At 68.6% G+C, this 20,473-nt stretch carries 24 protein-coding genes; 7 read left to right on the forward strand and 17 right to left on the reverse strand.

Going from position 1 to position 20,473, the window contains the following annotated elements:
• Window positions 1–198 precede the first annotated feature (198 nt).
• The 3 genes from WG902_RS10170 to WG902_RS10180 are packed head-to-tail and all read right to left on the reverse strand — an operon-like array spanning window position 199 to window position 2,289.
• Window positions 199–1,209 (reverse strand): inorganic phosphate transporter, encoded by a 1,011-nt coding sequence (locus WG902_RS10170; RefSeq protein WP_340059925.1) that lies wholly within the window; start codon window positions 1,207–1,209, stop codon window positions 199–201.
• 9 nt (window positions 1,210–1,218) lie between these two features.
• Complete coding sequence (locus WG902_RS10175; protein WP_340059927.1) at window positions 1,219–1,866, reverse strand: DUF47 domain-containing protein; 648 nt, start codon at window positions 1,864–1,866, stop codon at window positions 1,219–1,221.
• 51 nt (window positions 1,867–1,917) lie between these two features.
• Complete coding sequence (locus WG902_RS10180; protein ID WP_340059928.1) at window positions 1,918–2,289, reverse strand: DMT family protein; 372 nt, start codon at window positions 2,287–2,289, stop codon at window positions 1,918–1,920.
• Between WG902_RS10180 and WG902_RS10185 the strand changes: the two genes are divergently transcribed.
• From WG902_RS10185 to WG902_RS10195, 3 genes are read left to right on the forward strand one after another with little or no spacing between them, the layout of a single operon-like run.
• A complete protein-coding gene (locus WG902_RS10185; RefSeq protein ID WP_340059929.1) occupies window positions 2,288–2,920 on the forward strand; it encodes a pseudouridine synthase in 633 nt (210 codons plus the stop codon). The two genes, WG902_RS10180 and WG902_RS10185, sit on opposite strands and share 2 nt — an antisense overlap.
• A 9-nt stretch (window positions 2,921–2,929) precedes the next feature.
• A complete protein-coding gene (locus WG902_RS10190) occupies window positions 2,930–3,544 on the forward strand; it encodes a protocatechuate 3,4-dioxygenase (protein ID WP_340059930.1) in 615 nt (204 codons plus the stop codon).
• A gap of 8 nt (window positions 3,545–3,552) precedes the next feature.
• Window positions 3,553–4,314, forward strand: a complete 762-nt coding sequence (locus tag WG902_RS10195; RefSeq protein ID WP_340059931.1) for an SDR family NAD(P)-dependent oxidoreductase — start codon at window positions 3,553–3,555, stop codon at window positions 4,312–4,314.
• Between the two features lie 179 nt (window positions 4,315–4,493).
• Here the strand turns inward: WG902_RS10195 and WG902_RS10200 are convergent, their stop codons facing one another.
• The 5 genes from WG902_RS10200 to WG902_RS10220 all read right to left on the reverse strand — a co-directional run bounded on the left by WG902_RS10200 (window position 4,494) and on the right by WG902_RS10220 (window position 8,196).
• Complete coding sequence (locus WG902_RS10200) at window positions 4,494–5,222, reverse strand: 2OG-Fe dioxygenase family protein (protein ID WP_340059932.1); 729 nt, start codon at window positions 5,220–5,222, stop codon at window positions 4,494–4,496.
• Window positions 5,223–5,309: 87 nt separating this feature from the next.
• Window positions 5,310–5,591, reverse strand: coding sequence for a DUF427 domain-containing protein (locus WG902_RS10205; RefSeq protein WP_340059933.1), 282 nt, complete (start codon window positions 5,589–5,591; stop codon window positions 5,310–5,312).
• Between the two features lie 10 nt (window positions 5,592–5,601).
• On the reverse strand, window positions 5,602–6,525 hold the full coding sequence (egtD, locus tag WG902_RS10210; RefSeq protein ID WP_340059934.1) for an L-histidine N(alpha)-methyltransferase: 924 nt from the start codon (window positions 6,523–6,525) through the stop codon (window positions 5,602–5,604).
• The gene (egtB, locus tag WG902_RS10215) at window positions 6,522–7,775 is read right to left on the reverse strand and encodes an ergothioneine biosynthesis protein EgtB (RefSeq protein ID WP_340059935.1); all 1,254 of its coding nucleotides are present in this window, start codon (window positions 7,773–7,775) and stop codon (window positions 6,522–6,524) included. The genes egtD and egtB overlap by 4 nt, the downstream gene beginning before the upstream one ends.
• Window positions 7,776–7,788: 13 nt before the next feature.
• Entirely contained in the window at window positions 7,789–8,196 is a 408-nt protein-coding gene (locus tag WG902_RS10220; RefSeq protein WP_340059936.1) for a hypothetical protein, read from the reverse strand.
• A gap of 243 nt (window positions 8,197–8,439) precedes the next feature.
• Between WG902_RS10220 and WG902_RS10225 the strand changes: the two genes are divergently transcribed.
• The gene (locus WG902_RS10225; RefSeq protein ID WP_340059937.1) at window positions 8,440–9,336 is read left to right on the forward strand and encodes a cytochrome c; all 897 of its coding nucleotides are present in this window, start codon (window positions 8,440–8,442) and stop codon (window positions 9,334–9,336) included.
• A 38-nt stretch (window positions 9,337–9,374) separates the two neighbouring features.
• Here WG902_RS10225 and WG902_RS10230 read toward each other — a convergent pair whose 3' ends face one another.
• Window positions 9,375–10,397, reverse strand: a complete 1,023-nt coding sequence (locus WG902_RS10230; protein ID WP_340059938.1) for a methionine synthase — start codon at window positions 10,395–10,397, stop codon at window positions 9,375–9,377.
• Between the two features lie 75 nt (window positions 10,398–10,472).
• Between WG902_RS10230 and WG902_RS10235 the strand changes: the two genes are divergently transcribed.
• Window positions 10,473–10,880, forward strand: coding sequence for a response regulator (locus WG902_RS10235; RefSeq protein ID WP_340059940.1), 408 nt, complete (start codon window positions 10,473–10,475; stop codon window positions 10,878–10,880).
• A gap of 15 nt (window positions 10,881–10,895) precedes the next feature.
• Entirely contained in the window at window positions 10,896–11,282 is a 387-nt protein-coding gene (locus tag WG902_RS10240) for a DUF488 domain-containing protein (protein ID WP_340059941.1), read from the forward strand.
• Here WG902_RS10240 and WG902_RS10245 read toward each other — a convergent pair.
• From WG902_RS10245 to WG902_RS10270, 6 genes are all read right to left on the reverse strand, one after another.
• Window positions 11,279–11,518 (reverse strand): hypothetical protein, encoded by a 240-nt coding sequence (locus tag WG902_RS10245; protein WP_340059942.1) that lies wholly within the window; start codon window positions 11,516–11,518, stop codon window positions 11,279–11,281. The two genes, WG902_RS10240 and WG902_RS10245, sit on opposite strands and share 4 nt — an antisense overlap.
• 30 nt (window positions 11,519–11,548) lie before the next feature.
• A complete protein-coding gene (locus tag WG902_RS10250; protein ID WP_340059943.1) occupies window positions 11,549–12,445 on the reverse strand; it encodes an ion transporter in 897 nt (298 codons plus the stop codon).
• 5 nt (window positions 12,446–12,450) lie between these two features.
• Window positions 12,451–13,563, reverse strand: coding sequence for a mandelate racemase/muconate lactonizing enzyme family protein (locus WG902_RS10255; protein ID WP_340059944.1), 1,113 nt, complete (start codon window positions 13,561–13,563; stop codon window positions 12,451–12,453).
• A 237-nt stretch (window positions 13,564–13,800) separates the two neighbouring features.
• A complete protein-coding gene (locus WG902_RS10260; RefSeq protein ID WP_340059945.1) occupies window positions 13,801–14,703 on the reverse strand; it encodes an NAD(P)/FAD-dependent oxidoreductase in 903 nt (300 codons plus the stop codon).
• A 9-nt stretch (window positions 14,704–14,712) separates the two neighbouring features.
• Complete coding sequence (locus WG902_RS10265; RefSeq protein WP_340059946.1) at window positions 14,713–15,189, reverse strand: DUF2269 family protein; 477 nt, start codon at window positions 15,187–15,189, stop codon at window positions 14,713–14,715.
• Entirely contained in the window at window positions 15,189–16,469 is a 1,281-nt protein-coding gene (locus WG902_RS10270) for an SDR family oxidoreductase (RefSeq protein ID WP_340059947.1), read from the reverse strand. The genes WG902_RS10265 and WG902_RS10270 overlap by 1 nt, the downstream gene beginning before the upstream one ends.
• A gap of 105 nt (window positions 16,470–16,574) precedes the next feature.
• On the opposite strand from WG902_RS10270, the gene WG902_RS10275 reads away from it, so the two are divergent.
• Window positions 16,575–17,039 (forward strand): hypothetical protein, encoded by a 465-nt coding sequence (locus WG902_RS10275; RefSeq protein WP_340059948.1) that lies wholly within the window; start codon window positions 16,575–16,577, stop codon window positions 17,037–17,039.
• A 131-nt stretch (window positions 17,040–17,170) separates the two neighbouring features.
• On the opposite strand, the gene WG902_RS10280 is transcribed toward WG902_RS10275, so the two are convergent.
• Complete coding sequence (locus tag WG902_RS10280) at window positions 17,171–18,856, reverse strand: response regulator (RefSeq protein ID WP_340059949.1); 1,686 nt, start codon at window positions 18,854–18,856, stop codon at window positions 17,171–17,173.
• The gene (locus tag WG902_RS10285; RefSeq protein ID WP_340059950.1) at window positions 18,856–20,379 is read right to left on the reverse strand and encodes an ATPase domain-containing protein; all 1,524 of its coding nucleotides are present in this window, start codon (window positions 20,377–20,379) and stop codon (window positions 18,856–18,858) included. The genes WG902_RS10280 and WG902_RS10285 overlap by 1 nt, the downstream gene beginning before the upstream one ends.
• Window positions 20,380–20,473: the final 94 nt, after the last annotated feature.

Genomic DNA, 20,473 nt, shown 5'->3' on the forward strand with positions numbered 1-20,473 from the left:
CCGTCGCGTAGGGCGGGTTCGCGAAGCGACCCCGCCATTGAATTCCGGCCGTCTCGCGTAGGGCGGGTTCGCGAAGCGACCCCGCCTTTGCTTCAGAAGATCTGCAGTCTCGCGTAGGGCGGGTTCGCGCAGCGACCCCGCCATTGAATTCCGGCCGTCTCGCGTAGGGCGGGTTCGCGCAGCGACCCCGCCTTTGCTTCAGAAGATCTGCAGCGAGATCCAGTACGCGATCGCCGCCACGAAGCCGCTCGCGGGGATCGTGAAGATCCACGCCCACACGATGTTGCCGGCGACGCCCCAGCGCACGGCGCTCATGCGGTGCGTGGAGCCGACGCCCACGATCGCGCCGGTGATGGTGTGGGTGGTCGAGACGGGAATGCCCAGCGAGGTGGCCAGGAACAGCGTCAGCGCGCCACCGGTCTCGGCGCAGAAGCCGCCCACCGGCTTGAGCTTGGTGATCTTCTGGCCCATGGTCTTGACGATGCGCCAGCCCCCGAACATCGTGCCTGCCGCAATGGCGACATAACAGCAGATGATCACCCAGGTCGGCGGCGCCGACTGCCCGGCCGCCACGTAGCCGGTGGCGATCAGCAGCATCCAGATGATGCCGATCGTCTTTTGCGCATCGTTGCCGCCGTGACCGAGGCTGTATGCGCCCGCGGACAACAACTGCAGCCGGCGAAACCACTTGTCCACCTTCGACGGCCGGCTGGAGCGAAACAGATTGGCCACCAGCACCATCATCAGCGAACCCAGGATGAAGCCCAGCGCGGGCGAGATGAAGATGAAGATCACCGTCTTCCAGATGCCCGCGGCAACCAGGGCCCCAGCGCCCGCCTTGGCAATGACCGCGCCGCAGATGCCGCCGATCAGCGCATGCGAGGAGCTGCTGGGGATGCCGTACCACCAGGTGATCACGTTCCAGGTGATCGCGCCGACCAGCGCGCCGAAGACCACGTGGGTGTTCACCACGCCCGGCTCCACGATGCCCTTGCCCACGGTGGCCGCCACGCTCAGGTGGAAGATGAAGATGGCGACGAAGTTGAAGAAGGCGGCGAACAGCACCGCCTGCGCCGGCTTCAGGACGCCGGTGGACACGACGGTGGCGATCGAATTGGCCGCGTCGTGGAAGCCGTTCATGAAGTCGAACAGCAGCGCGACGACCACCAGCATGACCACGACCCAGAGGGCCGCTTGCGTGACTTCCATCGGGCGGCCTCAGGAATTCTCGAGCACGATGCCTTCGACGACGTTGGCCACGTCCTCGCACTTGTCGGTGATCGTTTCCAGCAGCTCGTAGACCGTCTTCAGCTTGATCACCTCGCGCACGTCCGGCTCCTCGCGGAACAGCTTGCTCATGGCCGAGCGCATCACGCGGTCGGCGTCCGACTCCAGCTTGTCGATCTCCTCGCAGGTCTTCAGCGCCGCGACGGCGGTGTCATGGTCCGACAGCTTGCTCAGGAAACCGACGGCCTCCTTGACGCGCTCGCAGCAGCGCACGCTGAGGTCCGTCAGGCGCGAGATCTCCTCGGTCATGTGCCGCACGTCGTACAGCGACATGGTTTCGGCCGAATCCTGGATCAGGTCGGCGACATCGTCCATCGTATTGATCAGCGTATGGATCTGTTCGCGGTCGATGGGCGTGATGAAGGTGGAGTGGATCAGGCGGTTGACCTCGTGGGTCACCTTGTCGGCGGCGCGCTCCGCGTGGTCGACCTCGCGGGTGTACTGCTCGCGCTGGTTCACGTCGCCGTAGTTCGCCACCAGCTTGGCGAAGGCATGCGCGGCCTCGACCATGTGTTCCGCATGCTGGTTGAACATTTCGAAGAAGTTGCCTTCTTTCGGGAGCAGTTTCTTGAAGAGCATGGCTCGCGTGTTGTTGTGTCGGACCGGCGCCGAGTGTACCCGCCGGTCCGCTCAGGGGCTGCGGAAGATGAAATAGACGGCGCCCGCCATGCACAGCGCCGCCCAGAGGTAATCCAGCTTCAGCGGCTGCTTCAGGTAGAACACCGCGAAGGGCACGAAAACCGCGAGCGTGATCACCTCCTGCATGATCTTGAGCTGGCCGATGCTGAATCCCGCTTGCTGGAAACCGATGCGGTTGGCGGGCACCTGCAGCAGGTACTCCGCCAGCGCGATGCCCCAGCTCGCCAGGGCCGCCAGGTACCAGGGCGCGGTGGCGAGGTTCCTGAGGTGGCCGTACCAGGCCATCGTCATGAACAGGTTCGAGGCCACCAGCAGCAGGATGGTCTGCAGCGAAAACGGAATCGAGGAGAAGGTCGCGGTCATGGACGCATTATCGGAAGGACTGGTGTACGTGGACGAGCACCTGCTGGTGCTGGACAAACCGGCGGGGTTGCTGGCCGTGCCGGGGCGCGGCGAGGACAAGCAGGACTGCCTGTCGCTGCGCGCGCAGCGCCTCTGGCCCGATGCGCTGGTGGTCCATCGCCTGGACATGGCGACCTCCGGCCTGTTCGTGATGGGGCGCGGCATCGCCATGCAGCGGCGACTGGGCCGCGCGTTCGCCGAACGCAAGGTCGACAAGCAGTACGAGGCGGTGGTTGCCGGCCTGGTCCGGGACGACGCGGGGGCGATCACGTTGCCGATCGCGGCCGACTGGCCGCGCCGGCCGATGCAGAAGGTGGACGCCGAACACGGCCGTCCCAGCGAGACGCGTTATGCGGTGGCCGCGCGCGATGCGGACAGCACCCGGCTGCGGCTGGAGCCCCTCACCGGGCGCACCCACCAGCTGCGGGTGCACCTGCAGGCCATCGGCCACCCCATCCTCGGCGATGCGCTGTACGCTTCGCCGCAGGTGCTGGCCCGCGCGCCGCGCCTGCTGCTGCACGCCACCCGGCTGCAGCTGGCGCACCCGGACGCGGGCGAGCCGCTGGTCTTCGAGAGTCCCGCACCGTTCTAGGAGAACGCCATGTCCCTGCTCCCCCGCCGCCGCGTCACGGCCGCGCTGGTGGCCCTGCCCTTCTGCTGGACAGGCGCGCAGGCGCAACCCGCCCCACACCGGCGGCCGACGCCGGCCCAGACCGAAGGGCCGTTCTACCCGGTGGCGTTGCCTGCCGACTCCGATGCGGACCTGCTGCGCAACGGCAGGCTCAGTTACGCGCAGGGACAGCCCGCCTGGGTGGACGGCGTGGTGACGGACCTCGACGGCAAGCCCGTGGGCGGTGCGCAAGTGGAGATCTGGCAATGCGACCACACCGGCCGCTACCACCATCCGGGCGACGGCGGCCGCGCCGATGCGTCGTTCCAGGGCTTCGGCCGCGTCACGGTGGGCAGCGACGGGCGCTATCGCTTCCGCACCATCAAGCCGGTGCCGTACACGGGACGCACGCCGCACATCCACGTCAAGGTCAGGCTTGCGCGGCGCGAGCTGCTCACCACGCAGCTGTATGTGGAAGGCGACCCGAACAACGAGCGCGATTTCCTCTGGCGCAACCTCGGCGCTGACCGCGCACTGGTCACCGTGCCTTTCCGGGCCGGCAGCGACGGGCTGCAGGCGAGCTTCCCCATCGCCGTGGCGGTATAGGATCGGGCATGACCCTGCGACATCTCACCATCCTCACCGGCGCATCGCGCGGCATGGGCCTTGCCATGGCGCAGCAGCTGCTGACCCAGGGCCACGACCTGGTGTGCATTTCGCGCAAGACGAGCGAAGTCCTGGCGGCACAGGCCATCTCCGCGGGCCGGGCGTGCGAACAGTGGCCGCAGGACCTGGCGCGTGCCGAAACCGCGGCGGCCCGCCTGCAGACCTGGCTGCAGGCGCAGGATGCCGGCCGCCTGACGTCCGTCACCTTGATCAACAACGCGGGTCTCATCCCGCGCATCGCTCCCGTGGATGACATCCCGGCCGACCAGCTGGTGGAGGCGATGCGGGTGGACCTGGAGGCGCCGATGCTGCTGGCCGGCGCCTTCCTGCGCGCCACGGCCGGCTGGAAGGTGCCGCGCAAGGTGTTGAACATCTCGTCCGGCCTCGGCCGCCGTGCGATGGCGGCACAGGCCGCCTATTGCGCCGCCAAGGCGGGCATGGACCACTTCACGCGCTGCGTCGCGCTGGAGCAGGAAGCGCTGCCGAACGGCGCGCGCGTCTGTTCGCTGGCGCCGGGCGTGATCGACACCGACATGCAGGTGCAGTTGCGCAGCGCCGACCCCCGGCGCTTTCCCGACATGGGCAATTTCGTCGGCATGAAGGACAAGGGCATGCTCGCGTCCCCGTCCGATGCCGCTGCTCGCGTGCTGGCCTTCCTGCAGCGGCCGGATTTCGGCAGCAATCCGGTGGCGGATGTACGTGACGCGTGACGCGTGACGCGTGACGCGTGACGCGTGACGGAAACGACGTCCGGACAAGCGATGGAGTTCAACGCAGAAGACGCAGAAGAAATACAAAAGACGCGAAAAAAACCTTTTCTTCTTTTGCGTCTTTTGAATTCCTTTGGTTTTCCTTCTGCGTTGAAATCCTCGGAGCGTCCCTTCCGCCGTCAATCGCCCTGGAAACCGCCAGCGCGCGCCGTCACCACCAACGTGTCGCGGTAGCCCGCTGCCGCCTCCGGCTGGATCGGCGTGGTCTCGTGCACCACCCTTGCATCGTCCAGCAGCAACAGGCTCCAGGGCTCCGTCAGCGTGAAGCGCTGGCCGGCGGGGCCATCCGCTTCGAAGACGCGGGTCTCGCCGCCCTTGACGCCCTGGCGGTCCACCAGGAACACCGCCACCACGTCGACGCCGTCGCGGTGCGCGCCCTCGGGCGTCGGCCGGCCGATGCCGCCTGCGGTGTCGATGCGGAACTGGTGCGCCTCGACATACCAGGGACGCGGCCCCTTCAAGGCCGTGCTGACGCGCGCCATCGCCCGCATCAGCGCGGACCACGCCGGCTGCACCACCACCTCCGGCGCCACCGGCTCGAACCAGCGCTGCATGCCGCCATGCAAGGCGTTGTATTCCACCGGCTGCCAGTGCGCGCGATGCGGTGCTTGCGAGAGCCGCTCACCGTCGGCGACGAAGCAGGAGTGGCGGCGCCGCCGGTAGCGGCCGCCGTCCTTCAGGTAGCCGTCGGGGGGCAATGCATTCCACGAAGCGCGCAGCGCCATCAACGCGTCGAGCGTGCAGCCCGCCCATTCGCACACGGCCTGGGGAGCCAGCACCGCATAGCCGTGCCGGCGAAGCTGGGCGTCGAGTTGGTCGGCGGATGTGTAGGCGGGGCTCAGGACCATGTCCCGAGCTTACCGAAATGCAAGCTGGATCCCCGCCTGCGCGGGGATTCGCTGGGTCCCCGCGCAGGCGAGGACTGCGGAGCACTTCTACTCCTTGATCTCCACGCCCTTCCAGAACGCCACGCGGTCCTTGACCATCTCCGCCTCCGGCTTCGGGTCGGGGTAGTACCAGACCGCCTCCGGATTCAGCTCGCCATTCACCATCAGCGAGTAGTAGCTGGCCTGGCCCTTCCAGGCGCAGGACGTGTGGTGGTTGCTGAACGTGACGTACTCGCGCTTGAGCGCGCTCGCCGGGAAATACTGGTTGCCCTCCACGACGACGATGTCGTCGCTTTCGGCAATGGTGACGCCCTTCCACACTGCTTTCATCCGCTTCTCCTCATGGTGCGTGCAGCCAATGGACGCTGAACAACCGCTCCGGATCGGTCCACACCGGCCCGGGGCGAAAGCCGGCGCGCACGGCCATCGCACGCAGCCCGTCCACGGTGAACTTGTACGAATTCTCGGTGTGCAGGCTCTCGCCCTCCTCCACCAGGTAGCGCTCTTCGGCCAGCGTCACGCTGTGGCGCTCGCGGCTGACCAGGTGCATCTCGATGCGTTGCAGCGCCGCGTTGTAGAACGCATAGTGATGAAAGCGCGCCAGGTTGAAGTTCGTGCCCAGCTCGCGGTTGGCGCGGGCCAGCAGGTTCAGGTTGAAGGCCGCCGTGACACCCTGCCCATCGTTGTACGCCGCGTGCAGCACGTGCGGATCCTTCACCAGGTCCGCGCCGAGCAGCAGCGCGCCGCCTTGCAGGACGGCCGCCGCGCGCTGCAGGAAGGCCACCGCCTCGTCGGGCGTGAAGTTGCCCAGCGTGGACCCCGGGAAGAAGCCGATGCGTTTGCCATGGCCGACCGGGGCCGGCAGCGCGAGCGACTGCGTGTAGTCGCCTACCAGCGGCTGGACTTCCAGTCCGGGGAATTCCGCGCGCAGGATGGCCGCGGCGTCGCGCAGGTGCTCGCCCGAGATGTCGATGGGCAGGTAGCGCGCCGGCCGGTCGAAGGCCTGCAGCAGCAGCCGCACCTTGCGCAGGGAGCCGGCGCCGAACTCGACGATCTCCGCGCCCGCGCCGGCCAGCGCCGCCATCTCGCCCGCGCTGCGCTCGAGGATTCCGATCTCGGTGCGCGTCGGGTAGTACTCGGGCAGTTCGCAGATGCGGTCGAACAGGCGCGAGCCTTCGGCGTCGTAGAAGTACTTGGGGGAGATGCTGCGCGGACGCCCGGCCAGCGCGGTGGCCATGTCCCGCGCGAACGCGTTGTTCGTCATGCCCCGTCCCTGGCCAGGCGCAGCCCGCTGAACTGCCAGCGCGCGGCCGGCGGAAAGAAGTTGCGGTAGCTGAAGCGCGCATGGCCCGGTGGCGTGGCGACGCTGCTGCCGCGCAGGACCACCTGGCCCACCATGAACTTGCCGTTGTATTCCCCGATGGCGCCGGCCCAGGGCCGGTAGCCGGGGTAAGGGTCGTAGGAAGAGCGGGTCCACTGCCAGACCTGCCCGTGCATGTCACGCACAGCCGGCAGGTCCGCCGCAGCTTCCCACTCCGCTTCGGTCGGCAGGCGCGCGCCGGCCCACTCGGCATACGCGGCCGCTTCGTAGAGGCTCAGGTGTGCGACCGGAGCGGCGCGGTCCAGCGGCCGCAGGCCGTCGAGACCGAACACCTGCCAATGGCTGGCCGGCGCCCGCGGGTCCCCGGGAGCGATCCAGTAGGCCGGCGCCTGCCAGCCTTGCGCCTGCACCGTCGCCCACCCGTCGGACAGCCACAGGGACGCCGTGCGATAGCCGCCGTCGTCGATGAAGTCGGCGAACTCGCCGCAAGTCACCAGCCGATCGGCGATGCGATAAGGCTGCAGCCACACGCGGTGGCGCGGGGTCTCGTTGTCGAACGCAAAGCCGGCGCCGTCGTGGCCGATGTCCACGGCGCCCTCGGGCCCGGCGAGCCAGCGCAGCTGGCTGCCGGCAGCCAGGCGCAGCACCTTGGCGTCGGTGGCGCGGTATGCCGGCAGGAGGGGATTGCACGACAGCGCATGCAGGATGTCGGTGAGGATCAATTCCTGGTGCTGCTGCTCGTGCTGCAGGCCCAGTTCCAGCATCGGCGCCGCGGCGCGCCACGCGTCCGCGTCGGCCGTGGCGATGAACTCCTCGATGCGGGCGTCGACGTGCTCCCGATAGCGGTGGACTTCCGCCAGGCCGGGGCGGGTGAGCAGGCCGCGCTGCGGCCGCGGGTGGCGCGGACCGAGCGATTCGTAATAGGAATTGAAGAGGTGGAACCAGCGGCTGTCGAACGGCCGGTAGTGCGGGTTGTGCGCCGCCAGCACGAGCGCCTCGAAAAACCAGGTGGTATGCGCCAGGTGCCACTTGGTCGGGCTGGCGTCCGGCATGGACTGCACGCACTGGTCCTCGGCCGACAGTGGCGCGGCCAGGCCCAGGCTGTGCGCGCGGGCCTCGGCAAAGCGCCTGGCCAGCGCGGTGCGTTCGACGTCCCGCTGCGCGCCGCGCGCGGGCGATGGATTCAGGGACATGCGGGTGAGCGTATCAGTCGCGGTCCTGCCAGGCCACCTGGGTTTCGCGCAACTGCTTCCACTGGCCCCAGCGGCTGGGGCTGTCGTCGACGCGGACGAACAGCACGGGCGCATCGCAGGCAGACCACTTGGCGCAGTTCTGCTTCCACTTGCGCACCTGGCCGGGCGGAACGTAGAGGTACACCGGCTTTTCGCGCGGCGCCCCGATGTCCTCGCTGGCCACCATCGGCTGGGGGTAGATCACGGGCGGCGGGGCCGCAGCGTCGCGCACGGCGATGCGGCCATAGACGCCCGGACGCAAGGGAGCGCCGCTCGTGAGGTTGCGCCAGTCGGCGCCCTTCTGGGCTAGGGCGGGGGCGCCGGCGGCGAGCGCCGCAAGGGCGAGGACCAGGTGCGCGGCCGTTCGGATCGTTGTGCTCATGAGCAAGCTCCCTTGGGTACGGCTGTGTTCTACCCAAGCCCCTGCCCTGCGCCGTGTAGGCGCATGCGAAGTGCGGGGGAGCGATTTTCCCTGCGGCCTGTCGGACAGCGCCGACACGGCAGCCCGGCGCGCCCCGGTCGACCGTGCGGATGCCAGGCTGGGCAGGGACTTCCCACTGCTCAGCTGGCTGCATAGAATCGCCTTTCTTCCGTTCAACCCGACAACGCGGACTGGAGACTCTCCATGGGCAAATGGTTGAAACGCGGCGCCATCGCCGCGGCAGTGCTCGTCATCCTCGCCGCTGGCGCGGTGTTCGCGGGCCTGCAGCTGGCCGACCGGCGGATGGCGCGGCAGGTGGCCGTGCAGGTGCAGCCGGTGGCGCTGCCCGGCGATGCTGACGCGCTGGTGCGCGGCAAGTACCTGTTCGCCTCGCGCGGCTGCGTCGACTGCCATGGGGCCACCGGCGCCGGCCGCGTGTTCGTCGACAACGGCAGGGACTTGCGCATCAAGGGTCCCAACATCACGACCGGCAGCGGCGGTGTGGTTGCGTCGTACCGGCCGGAGGACTGGGTGCGCGCCATCCGCCATGGCGTCGCGCCCGGCGGACGTCCGCTGATGATCATGCCCAGCGAGGACTACAACCGATTCACCGACGCCGACCTCGCCGCGCTGGTCGGGTACGTGAAGTCCCTGCCGCCGGCTCAGGGCACGGCAGCGGAGGTCCGGCTGCCGCTGCCCGCCCGCGTGCTGTACGGTTTCGGCGCGATCCAGGATGCCGCCGCGAAAATCGACCACAGCGTGCCCCCGGCGCGCCCGGTGGCCGAAGGCGTGAACCTGCAGCACGGTGCCTACGTCGCCAACATGTGCCTGGGCTGCCATGGCGAGCAGCTGCTCGGCGGCAGGATTCCCGGCAGCCCGCCGGACTGGCCGGCGGCTGCCAACCTTCGGCCGGTGGCGGACTCGGGGATGGCGCGGTATGCGCAGCCGGAAGCCTTCCTGCGGATGTTCAAGACCGGACTGCGTCCGGACGGCAGCAAGATCCAGGTGATGCCGTTCGAATCATTGCGCGAGATGAACGAGACCGATGTGCGGGCGCTCCATTTGTATTTGAGGAGCCTGCCGGCGCGGCCGCAGGGGTGAGCGTCGCTTGCCGGGGTGCGGCCGTGCCGCAACCCGGCCTATGAGCCGTAGCGCTCGCGGGCGAGCGCGGCGCCCTGGGCCAGGGCCTCCAGCTTGCGCAGCGCCACCTCCCGCGCCATCGGCGCCATGCCGCAGTTGGTGCACGGCATCAGTCGCTCGCGAGGCACGAACTTCAGCGCGCGGCCGATCGTGTCGGCCACCTGCTCGGGGGTTTCGATGACGTCGCTGGCAACGTCGATCACGCCGACCATCACGTCCTTGCCCTTCAGCAAGGCCATCATGTCGGGCGGCACATGCGACTGGTAGCACTCCAGGCTGACCTGGTCGATGCTGCTGGCGGCCAGGGCCGGGAACACCTGTTCGTACTGCCGCCATTCCTCGCCCAGCGTCTTTTTCCAGTCGTTGTTGGCCTGGATGCCATAGCCGTAGCAGATGTGGACGGCGGTGGTGCAGGTGAGGCCCCGGGCCGCGCGCTCCAGCGCCTTCACGCCCCAGTCCGCCGCGTCCTTCATGTACACGTTGAAGGCCGGTTCGTCGAACTGGACGATGTCCACGCCGTCGGCCTCCAGCGCCAGCGCCTCCTCGTTGAGCAGCTCGGCAAATGCGAAGGCCAGCTTCATGCGGTCGCCGTAGAAGCGGTCCGCCACGGTGTCGACGATGGTCATCGGGCCCGGCATCGTGAACTTGAGCTTCCTGCGCGTGTGCGCCCGCGCCAGTCGCGCCTCGGCGGCGTGGACGCGCCCTTTCAGGCGCAGCGGCCCGACCACCTGGGGCACCATCGCCTTGTAGCGGTCGGCCCGGATGCCCATCTCCACCTTGTGCTCGAAGTCGATGCCATCGACCCGCTCCAGGAAGCCGTGCACGAAATGCTGCCGCGACTGCTCGCCGTCGGTCACCACGTCCAGCCCCGCGTCCTCCTGCGCCTTCAGCCAGAGCAGGGTCGCGTCGGCCTTGGCCTGGCGCAGCTCGTCACCCTGGGCACGCCACTGCGGCCACAGCTTTTGCGTCTCCGCCAGCCAGCCCGGCTTGGGCAGGCTGCCTGCAATCGTCGTCGAAAACATCCGCCGGTCTCCTGTAGTGCACCTTCTGGTCAGGTGCCGGGCACCATACACCAAAGTATCATCGACGCTGCAGCCATGCGTACCCTGCCCGATCCACAGAAGGCCAAGCCTTGCGTCCTGGTCGTCGACGACGACGAGGCCGTGGCCTGGGCCATCGCCGGGCGGCTCGGGCAGGATTTCCGCGTCGTCGGCCTGACGGATCCCGCCGCCGCCGTGCGGCGGGCGTGCGAGGAAAAGCCGGGCGTCATCCTGTGCGACATCCACATGCCGGGCCTGCAGGGCGACGAGGTCGCCTTTGCGCTGTCGCAGGAGCCGCGCACGGCGCGCATTCCGCTGATCTACCTGACCGCGCTGGTCACGCCGGAAGAGGTGGCGGACCTCGACGGCGTCTTCGGCGACTACCCGACGGTGTCCAAGAGCGCGAGCACCCAGGAACTGCGCGACCTGGTCAGCGCCGCGCTCGGGCTGCCGGACGACTGCTGATCACGCCGGGGACGCATGGCCATCCGCATCGTCCGGCTCGGCACGCCGCGCGCTCCCGGCGAGGGGCTGCGCCTGGGCACCGTGCGGCGACCGCCGCGCGGCGTGCCGAAGCAGGAATTCGCCAGCCGCGACTTCTACGATGTCTGGCTGCCGAACCTCGCGCCAACCGCGGAGCTGGTGGCCCAGGCGCTTGCCGCGGATGACGCCAAGGAATGGGCGGCGTTCCGGCGCAAGTACGTCGCGGAGATGAAGAAGCCCGATGCCAGCCACCTGCTGGACCTGCTGGCCGCGCTGTCGCACCAGGCGAGCCTGGCGGTCGGCTGCTATTGCGAGAACGAGAACCGCTGCCACCGCTCGATCCTGCGCGAGCTGCTGCAGGAGCGCGGGGCGAAGATCGCCTAGATCCCGAGCAGCTTCTTGGCCTCGGCGAGGTCCTTCATGGACGCATCGTGCTTGCCGGCCTTGTGGTGCTCTTCGCCGCTCTTGCGCAGGGCCGCCACCTTGTCGGCGTTCGCCTTGCTCAGGGTGGGCTTGGTCGACAGCTTGGCGTCGATCGCCTTCATCTCGTTCGGGCAGTTGTGGGCCCAGGCCGCGCCCGCTAGGGCGATGCCGGCTGCAAGGACAAGGACTTGGCGCATGGGACGCTCCTCGGAGGTGGAGCGCGAACCTTAGCGCGGCGGTGGAGGAGGCGCCTGCGCGTTTACCCCATCTCCCGCCGCATGCCCCAGCGGCACCCCACATGCGCGGCAAAACCGCGCGTCGGCCGAATGCCCGGTGGCGCCGCAGCCCGGACAGGCATGCAGCAGCGGCAGCGGCGGCGCGTACCGCAGCGCGGTCATTTCGGCAGTCACGATCCCCGTGGGGACCGCCAGCGTGCCCCAGCCGATCAGCATGATCACCGAGGCGATCGCCCGGCCTACGTCGGTCTTGGGGGTGATGTCGCCGAAACCCACCGTCGTGATCGTGGTGATCGCCCAGTACACCGACGTCGGAATGTCCACGAAGCCGTGCTTCGGCCCTTCCACCACGTACAGCACCGTGCCGAGCACGAGCACGACCATCAGCACCGCGGACAGGAACACCATGATCTTGCGCCGGCTTGCGGCCAGCGCGGCGCCGAGCATCTGGTACTCGACGACGTAGTCGGTGAGCTTGAAGATGCGGAACACGCGCAGCAGCCGCAGGATCCGCACGTCGATCAGCGCATGCGTTTCCGGCAGGAAGAACGCCAGGTAGGTGGGCAGGACGGACAGCAGGTCGACGATGCCGAAGAAACTGAGCGCGTACTTCAACTGCCGCTTCACGCTCACCAGGCGGGCGATGTACTCCACGGTGAAGAGCAGCGTGAAGAACCACTCCACCGCGTTGAAGGTGCCGCGGTTGCGCGCGCTGAGTGCCGGCACGCTGTCGGCGATCACGACGGCCACGCTCACCAGGATCGCCGTGACGATCACCTTGTCGAACACCCGGCCGGCCGGCGTCTCCGACTCGAAGATCACCTCGTGCATGCGCCGCCGCCACGGCTCCGTCGGCTTGCCGAGTTCCGATTCGTTGCCGGGGACCATGCGCGTCAGGCGGCCGGTTGGCGGAAACGCTCCCACGCTCGCGGAGTCGGCGTGGTGCCGGCGCCCGGGACCTGGGGCAGGCGAAAGAAGCCGTCCACCACGTCGGCGGGCTCGGTGAAGCAGTCCTTGATCCAGGGGATGTATTCCAGCACCTGGCAGGCCGGATGCGCATAACTCAGGTGCACGTGCACCTGGCTCATGTCCCCCGCGTGCGGCGCCACCGGCAGCCGGTGGCTGTTGGCGGTTTCGCAGACACGCAGCACCTCGGTCAGGCCGCCCATGCGCGTGACGTCCGGCTGCACCCAGTGGATCGCCTGCTGGTGGAAGAACTCCGAGAACGCGTCCTGCGTGTACAGCTGTTCGCCCAGCGCCACGGGGATGCGGGTGGCGCGCGCCAGCTGCGCGTGGCCCTTCACGTCGTCGTACCAGAGCGGCTCCTCGAACCAGTACACGTCGGAGTCTTCCGCGCCGTGGCAAAACCGCAGGCAGGTGGCGAGGTCCCACTTGCCGTTGCCGTCGATGGCCAGGGTCACGTCGGGTCCGATCGCCTTGCGCACGGCGGCCAGGCGCCGCAGGTCGCGCTCCACGGTGGAGCCCACCTTGATCTTGATGCCGCTGAAGCCCTGCTCCACCGCCCCGCGCGCACCGGCCACCAGTTGCTCGTCGCCGATCGACAGCCAGCCGATGTCGGTGTTGTACGCGCGGACCTTGTCGCGCACCTGGCCGCCCAGCAGCTTCCAGAGCGGCACGTTGTCGGCCTTGGCCTTCAGGTCCCACAGCGCGATGTCGATGGCGGCCTGCGACAGCGTGGTGATCCCGGCGCGGCCGATCCACTGCAATGCGGGATTGCGCGCCAGCTTGAGCCACAGCCGCTGCACGTCGCGCGGATCCTCGCCCACCAGCAGGGGCGCGTGGCAGGTCTCGATGCAGCGTGTGATGAGCTGGTCTCCGGGCAGGTAGGCGTGGGTGCCGGTGAAGCCGAAACCGGACAGGCCCGCGTCGGTGTCGACGCGCGCGCCGACCACGCCCCAATGCGTGATGCTGTGCGTGCTGTCGGCGATCTGCGAGCCGGTGACGGGCACGTGCAGGATGAAGGGTTCGACCTTCGTGATCTTCATGGTGTCTCCGTTCGTTCTGTCGTCATGCTAAACCGCATTCAACGTGGGTTGGGCGCCAAGGCCAAACCCAACAACCGGACGCAGAAGGCGCAGAGGTTACGCAGAGGACGCAAAAGACATCCAGAACAAGAACCAAAACCCAAAGAACTTTCTCTGGTTTCCTTTTGCGTCCTCTGCGTACTTCTGCGTCCTCTGCGTCCGGTACCCGCTCCCGTATTCAACGATCTCGGCGCCCGACTACAGCCGGTTGTGGATCGCGGTGGCGGCGATCGCGGCGTGGCCGGTGGCCACGCTGATCTGGTTCAGGTCCACCGCGACGTCGCCGGCCACGTAGAGGCCGTCCACCGTGGTCTGCTGGTGCGCATCGACTTCGAGCTGGCCATTGTCGCGCGCCCGGGCGCCCAGCGCGGTGGCGAGTTCGCAGGCGGTCACCAGGCCGAGGGCGGGATACAGCGTGTCGAACTCCAGCACCTGGCCGTTCTGCAGTTCCACCCGCACGCCGACGCCGTCCACGCCGCAGTCGATCCGGTGCGGCGGGCTGTCGGCGATGCGCACGCCGGCCTCGCGCAGCCGCGCGAGATCCGGCGCGCCCACTTCCTCCTGCGTCGCCATCGAAAGCCACGTCACCTGGTTGTCCCAGTTGGCGATGAAAAGCGATTCGCGCAGCCCGTGGCCCGCCCGCCCCAGCACCGCCACCCGCTGGCGCTGCGTTTCGAAGCCGTCGCAGATGGGGCAGTAGCGCACCTGGCCCACCTTCAGGGCCTCTGCGATCCCATCGATCTCAGGCTCGACGTCGCGCGCGCCGGTGGCCAAGAGCACGAAGCGGGCGCGCCACGATCCTTCGGCGCTCTCGGCGCGGAAGGTCCCGTCGTCCAGGCGCCGCAGCGACCGCACGCGCGTCTGCTCGGCGGGCACGGCGTACCTGGCGGCGTGCTCGCGCATGCGCCGCAGCAGGTCGGGGCCTTCGATGCCATCGGGAAAGCCGGGCACGTTGCGCGTGCGCGGGATGCGCTGCAGCCGGCTGCCGCCGTCGTCCAGCACCACGGCCCGGCGCTTGTAGCGGCCGAAGTAGACGGCAGCCGTGAGTCCCGCCGCGCCGCCGCCGATCACCAGGCAGTCCAGCAATTCATCGTTTTCCATGCGTTCGCGTTACCCGGCCCAAGGCACTTGCTTGGCCACCATCAGCCAGAAGATGAGGAGGAAGACGACGAAGGCCGCGCAGCCCAGGCCCGTCCACCAGTGGAACATGCGGTCGTACGCCGCGGGCACCGGACCGCCGGTGCGCTGCGCCTGCGCCATGACGTTGCGCATGCGGATCTGGATCACCACCACCGGCAGCCACAGGGCGATGGCGATCGCGTAGAGCGCCAGCGAGCAGGCGACCCACGGCGTGGCATACGGCAGTTCGAGCATGTGCACCAGCGCCAGCCCGCTGACCGGCTGCAGGATGGCGGTGGGGGTGGTCAGCAGCCAGTCGGCGAGCACGACGTTGCGCGTGGCCATCGCGATGCCGCCCACCTGCCGTCGCAAGGTCGATGCGAACAGGTGGAAGGCCGATCCGACACCGGCGCCGAACAGGACGGTCGACGACAGCACGTGGATCCATTTCAGGACGAGGTAGTCCATCAGGCGCGCCGGGGCTCCAGTGCCCACAGCAACAGGATGGCCGCAAGGATGGGCAGGTTCTTCGAGACCGGGCCGTAGGGATGCAGCCAGTATTCGGGCAGGAAGAACGTGATGAGCACCGTGTAGCCGCCCACCAGCGCCAGTTGCGCGAGCCATACCGCGCGGCGCCATCGCGACGGCGCGGCGAGCGTGAGCACGCCGAGCAGCAGGTCGAGCGCGCCGGCGCCATACAGCGCCAGCGTCGACAGCACGCCATGCAGTCCCACCCGGGCCAGAAGCTGGTGGCTGTCCTGCACGGGGTAGAGGCCGAAGGAGACGATGGCCGTCCAGATCCACATCAGGGCCAGCGCGACGCGCAGCACCGGCAGCCAGAGATCGAGCACGGCTTGCCGCCGCGCGGGCTCGCGCGCTTCGGGCCGGATGAACTCGCGCGGCGCGCGCAGTGGCTGCGGCAAGAGGTCGGCCAGCCCGTTTTCGTCCGTCGCGTTGCCCGCCAGCAGCATGTCCGCCGTTTCCGCGTCCAGCATGCTGCCCGGCAGGTGCCCTGCCGCCGCAGCCCCTGCACGGAACAACGCGTCCGGCACCGGCACGATCCACTGGCGGCCGCGCTCGCCGAGCGCCTGGCGCAGCTCGCCGAGGTAGTCGCACAGCGCGATCGGCCGCGGTCCGGCGAAGGCCAGGGTTTCGATGCCCGGCTGCGGCGCCTCGAGCAGGCGCACGATGCCCTGCACCACCTCGTCGATGTGCACCGGCTGCACCAGCATGCGGCCACCCTGCGGGAACGGCAGCACCGGCGCCACCGCCAGTTTGTTGAACAGCGCGGCGCTGCTGCCGCCCGGCCCGTAGACAAGCGAGGGCTGGACGATCGCGCCGCGCAGCGGCAGCCCCCGCAGCACATCGTCCGCCGCTTTCTTGCTGAGGTGGTAGCCGGACCGCGCGCCTTCTTCCGCGCCCAATGCCGAGACCTGCACCACCGTGCCAACGCCGGCCGCGGCGCACGCGCGGAACAGTTCGGCCGGCGCATTGCAGTGCAGTGCCTGGAAGGTCTGACCAGGCTGGTTGCGCAGGATGCCCACGGCGTTGACCACCGCGTCGACGCCCGCCAGGCGCGGCAGCCACCAGTCGCGCGAAGGCACTTGCGCATAGTCGGCCTGCACCACCTCTTGCCCCGGCCGCCCGGCGCCGCGCTGCACGCGCACGATGGAGTGCCCGCGCTGCTCCAGCGCGTCCGCGACAGCGCGGCCGATGAAACCGGTGGCACCGGTAAGGAGGATTCGCATGGAGAGTCCGTTCTCTGCAGTCTAGCCAGCACTGGCCCCGCGCGGGGTCGTTACCCTTTGAGAGCCCGGCCCCACGAACGCCGCGGGCATGCCTAGACTGGGGCCATGACCACCTGGAAAGAAGCCTTGCGCGAAGGCGCAGTCTCCGGCAGCCTGGCCAGCATCCTGTCCGCGGCCTACCTGGCCTGGAGCGGCTCGCGGCGCGGCGACATCGCGGCGCCCGTCAACGCGGTGAGCCACTGGTTCTTCGGCGATCGCGCGCTGCGCCAGGACGAGCCGAGCGTGATGTACACGCTGACCGGTTACCTGACCCACCACGCCGCCGCGGTGATGTGGGGCGTGCTCCACGCCAAGGCCTGGGGTGCGCGCGAACGCGCCAAGAAGCCGTTGCCCGCCGCCTTGGGTGCGGTTGCCGCCAGCGGCGTGGCCTGCTTCGTCGATTACCAGCTCACCCCGAAACGGCTGACGCCGGGCTTCGAGCATCGGTTGGGCCGCCCCGAGATGGCGAACGTTTACGCGTTTTTTGCGGTGGGGCTGATGATCGGCAGCATGGCGATGCGCAAGCGTTAGGTTGCCGGGGTGCGGCTTCGCCGCAACCCGGCCTACAGGCCCCGCATATTCGCAGGCCGGGTTCCGCGAGCAACGGACCCCGGCGTCGTCGCAGGCCGGGTTCCGCGAGCAGCGGACCCCGGCGTCGGAGCTCACGCCTCCGCCTTGTCCTTCGCCGACTCCAGCATCGCACTGACTGCATCGCCGAGCTGGGCGATGTCGAAGGGCTTGCGCAGCAGGCGCGGCTTGCCGGCCAGGCGCTCCACCGCCGCCATGTCCGCATAGCCGGTCGCCAGGATCACCGGCACGTCGCCGATCAGCTTGCGGGCCTCGGAGATCACCTCTGCGCCGGTCATGTCGGGCATCGCGTAATCCACCACCAGCAGGTCCGGCTTGATCGCGCGCAGCTGCACCAGCGCCTCGGCGCCATTCGCGGCTTCGGTCACCTTGTAGCCGATCAGGCTGAGGCATTCCACGATCACGCGGCGAACGTCAGGGTCGTCCTCCACCACCAGGATGTGGCAGGCACCGGCCCGCGCCGGCACGGCGGATTCGCGCACCACGACCTCTTCCTCGCCCTCTTCGTCAGCCTGGGGGAACAGCATTTCCACCGTGGTGCCCTGGCCTTCGATGCTGTGGATGCGGGCGATGCCGCCGGACTGGCGGGCGAAACCGTAGACCTGGCTCAGGCCCAGGCCGGTGCCGCTGCCCACCGGCTTGGTGGTGAAGAACGGGTCGAACACCTTGGGCAGCACATTGGCGGGGATGCCGGGGCCCGTGTCCTTCACGCACAGGAGCACGTAGTCGCCATCCGGAACGTCCGGGTCGTTGTCGATGTAGCGGGTGCCGGTCGTGATCTTCAGCTTGCCTTCGGGCATGGCGTCCTTGGAATTCACGGCCAGGTTCAGCACCGCCATTTCGAGCTGGCTCGGGTCCAGCAGCACGGTGGCCTCTTCCTCGCACAGGTCGAACTCCACCTCGACGCCGGAGCCGACGGAGATCTCCAGCAGGTCCTTCATCCCCACGATCAGCTGGTTGACCCGCGTCACCTTGGGCATCAGCGACTGGTTGCGCGCGAAGGACAGCAGCTGGTTGGTGAGGCGGGCGCCGCGGCGCGCAGCGCTCTTGGCGCGATCCACCACGGGCTTGACCTTCTCCTCCTTGGCATAGAGGGAGACCAGCTCGAGGTTCATGTTCACCACGTGCAGCAGGTTGTTGAAGTCGTGCGCGATGCCGCCGGTCAGCCGGCCGATCGCCTCCATCTTCTGCACCTGCGTCAGCGCGGCCTGCGCACGCTCGCGCTCGTTGATCTCCTTCATCAGGCGGTCGTTGGCGCTGGCGAGCTCCTTGGTGCGGCGCTGGATGCGGTCCTCCAGCTCGCCGTTCAGGCGTTCGAGCTCGATGCGCGTGCGCTTCAATTCCTCCAGGCGCTCGCGCGCCGCGTATTGCCGGCGGCGTGCCCGCACCGCGGATTCGGCGGCGCTGGTCAGCGTCTCCGCATTCAGCGGCCGCTCCAGCAGCACCAGGTTGCCCAGGCTGTGCAGCGAGCGGAATTCCTTGTCCGGCCGCCGCCCCTCGCGCTTGGTCGCCAGCACGACGAAGGGAAAATCCGACCAGGGCGGCTGGTTCTTCAACCAATCGAGCAACTGGGCGTCGGCCACCAGCTGGGGGAGCGCTTCCTCCGTCAGGATCAATGCAGCGGCGCCCTCCTCCAGGCACTGGATCAACTCGTCTTCCGTGGCGCAAACGAACGACTCGATGCCCTGGTGCGTGAGGACACCATGGACCACGGCGCCATCGCGACCCCGTGGCGCATGGATGAGGACGCGAAGCTCCATCAGCGTGTCCCGCGCGCGTCCGCGTCGCTGTCGCCCAGGAGCGGGAGGCTGCCGCGGTACGCGGCCACTCCGGTCAACACCCCCTCGAAATCGGTCAGTTCGTGGCCGTACTCCAGCCCCCGCCTGCCCAGCCGGAACTCGCGGATGGTCTGTTCGTGGTGGGTGGTGCGGCTTTTCACCACCGACACCGCCTTGAGCAGCTTGCCGCGGGCCTCGAAGTAGCGGAACAGCAGGATGGCATCCGAGAGATAGCTCATGTCCACTTCGCTGCGGACGTCCCCCAGCACGCCGTGCTGTCCGAGGATGAGGATCGTGACCACGCCGCGATGGTTCAGATAGGTGAGCAGCTCGTGCATCTGAAGCAGCAGGTATTTGCTGCCCGGCATGGCCTGCAGGTAGGCATTGATGCTGTCGAGCACCACGACGCTCGATTCGTCGTCCTCGACCGCGTGACGCACCATGTGGGCGAACTCTCCTGCCGATACTTCGGCGGGGTCGAGCGGGACGACGCGCAACTGGCCGCTCGTGATGTACGGCTCGATGTCGAGGCCCAGGGCCTTGGCCCGGATCACGAGCGTCGACAAGCCTTCGTCGAACAGGTAATACGAGGCCTTCTCGCCACGCTGGAGCGCCGCCAGCACGCATGCGACGGCGCTGGTGGTCTTGCCGACGCCGGACGGACCGCTGAACAGGGTGTTGGTGCCGCAGGCGAGCCCGCCACCCAACATCTCGTCCAGCTTCGCAACGCCGGTACTGACGATGCGCGTCTCGGCCTGAAGGCGGTGCTCCGACGCCACCAGCCGCGGAAACACCGACAGGCCGCCCGTGTCCAGCACGTAGTCGTGCTCGCCGCCGCGAAACTTGATGCCACGCATCTTCATCACGTGCAGGCGGCGGCGCCCCGGGCCGTACTGGTCGATCGCCTGCTCCAGGTTGATCACGCCGTGGGCGATGCTGTGCAACTGCACGTCCGTGCTGCTGCTGGACCGGTCATCCAGCAGGAGCACGGTGCAGCCCCGATCCGAAAAGAACCGCTTGAGCGCCAGCACCTGGCGGCGGTAGCGCAGCGGGTCCTGCGCCAGCAGGCGCATTTCGGACAGGCTGTCGAACACCACCCGCTGCGGGCGCAGTTTCTCCACCGCCGCGATGACGCCCTGGACGGTTTCGCCCAGTTCGATCTGCGCGGGGTGCAGGATGGACTGTTCGAGCTCCGGGCTCAGGCCTTCTTCGCTCACCAGCTCGAACAGTTCGATGCCGTCCAGCGACCAGCCGTGCGATCCGGCCACGGTGCGCAGCTCGGTTTCGGTTTCGGAGAGGGTGACGTACAGGCCCCGCTCTCCCTTCAGTGCGCCTTCGCGCAGGAAATGCAGGCCCAGGGTGGTCTTGCCGGCGCCGGGATCGCCTTCGACAAGATAGACATGCTTGACCGGCAGGCCGCCGCCCAGGACGTCGTCGAGCCCGGCGATGCCGGTCGAGGCACGTTCCTGCGTGATGAGAGGGGCGTTAGGAGTGTGTCTTTTCATCCAATGCAAACAGCCGCGCATGGACGTGCGGCTGCGCAGCAATGCTATCTGCAACCCGGCAGGGCGCGTGTAGGCCGCGACCGACATTCCGGGG

The organism is Ramlibacter sp. PS3R-8 (assembly GCF_037572435.1).
In the GTDB taxonomy this organism is placed as follows: Bacteria; Pseudomonadota; Gammaproteobacteria; order Burkholderiales; family Burkholderiaceae_C; genus Ramlibacter.

Bases quoted from the DNA above. Each gene is read 5' to 3' on its own strand.
- WG902_RS10170 (WP_340059925.1), bottom strand. From the start codon at position 1,209: ATGGAAGTCACGCAAGCGGCCCTCTGGGTCGTGGTCATGCTGGTGGTC.
- WG902_RS10175 (WP_340059927.1), bottom strand. From the start codon at position 1,866: ATGCTCTTCAAGAAACTGCTCCCGAAAGAAGGCAACTTCTTCGAAATG.
- WG902_RS10185 (WP_340059929.1), top strand. From the start codon at position 2,288: ATGGACGCATTATCGGAAGGACTGGTGTACGTGGACGAGCACCTGCTG.
- WG902_RS10180 (WP_340059928.1), bottom strand. From the start codon at position 2,289: ATGACCGCGACCTTCTCCTCGATTCCGTTTTCGCTGCAGACCATCCTG.
- WG902_RS10190 (WP_340059930.1), top strand. From the start codon at position 2,930: ATGTCCCTGCTCCCCCGCCGCCGCGTCACGGCCGCGCTGGTGGCCCTG.
- WG902_RS10195 (WP_340059931.1), top strand. From the start codon at position 3,553: ATGACCCTGCGACATCTCACCATCCTCACCGGCGCATCGCGCGGCATG.
- WG902_RS10200 (WP_340059932.1), bottom strand. From the start codon at position 5,222: ATGGTCCTGAGCCCCGCCTACACATCCGCCGACCAACTCGACGCCCAG.
- WG902_RS10205 (WP_340059933.1), bottom strand. From the start codon at position 5,591: ATGAAAGCAGTGTGGAAGGGCGTCACCATTGCCGAAAGCGACGACATC.
- egtD (WP_340059934.1), bottom strand. From the start codon at position 6,525: ATGACGAACAACGCGTTCGCGCGGGACATGGCCACCGCGCTGGCCGGG.
- egtB (WP_340059935.1), bottom strand. From the start codon at position 7,775: ATGTCCCTGAATCCATCGCCCGCGCGCGGCGCGCAGCGGGACGTCGAA.
- WG902_RS10220 (WP_340059936.1), bottom strand. From the start codon at position 8,196: ATGAGCACAACGATCCGAACGGCCGCGCACCTGGTCCTCGCCCTTGCG.
- WG902_RS10225 (WP_340059937.1), top strand. From the start codon at position 8,440: ATGGGCAAATGGTTGAAACGCGGCGCCATCGCCGCGGCAGTGCTCGTC.
- WG902_RS10230 (WP_340059938.1), bottom strand. From the start codon at position 10,397: ATGTTTTCGACGACGATTGCAGGCAGCCTGCCCAAGCCGGGCTGGCTG.
- WG902_RS10235 (WP_340059940.1), top strand. From the start codon at position 10,473: ATGCGTACCCTGCCCGATCCACAGAAGGCCAAGCCTTGCGTCCTGGTC.
- WG902_RS10240 (WP_340059941.1), top strand. From the start codon at position 10,896: ATGGCCATCCGCATCGTCCGGCTCGGCACGCCGCGCGCTCCCGGCGAG.
- WG902_RS10245 (WP_340059942.1), bottom strand. From the start codon at position 11,518: ATGCGCCAAGTCCTTGTCCTTGCAGCCGGCATCGCCCTAGCGGGCGCG.
- WG902_RS10250 (WP_340059943.1), bottom strand. From the start codon at position 12,445: ATGGTCCCCGGCAACGAATCGGAACTCGGCAAGCCGACGGAGCCGTGG.
- WG902_RS10255 (WP_340059944.1), bottom strand. From the start codon at position 13,563: ATGAAGATCACGAAGGTCGAACCCTTCATCCTGCACGTGCCCGTCACC.
- WG902_RS10260 (WP_340059945.1), bottom strand. From the start codon at position 14,703: ATGGAAAACGATGAATTGCTGGACTGCCTGGTGATCGGCGGCGGCGCG.
- WG902_RS10265 (WP_340059946.1), bottom strand. From the start codon at position 15,189: ATGGACTACCTCGTCCTGAAATGGATCCACGTGCTGTCGTCGACCGTC.
- WG902_RS10270 (WP_340059947.1), bottom strand. From the start codon at position 16,469: ATGCGAATCCTCCTTACCGGTGCCACCGGTTTCATCGGCCGCGCTGTC.
- WG902_RS10275 (WP_340059948.1), top strand. From the start codon at position 16,575: ATGACCACCTGGAAAGAAGCCTTGCGCGAAGGCGCAGTCTCCGGCAGC.
- WG902_RS10280 (WP_340059949.1), bottom strand. From the start codon at position 18,856: ATGGAGCTTCGCGTCCTCATCCATGCGCCACGGGGTCGCGATGGCGCC.
- WG902_RS10285 (WP_340059950.1), bottom strand. From the start codon at position 20,379: ATGAAAAGACACACTCCTAACGCCCCTCTCATCACGCAGGAACGTGCC.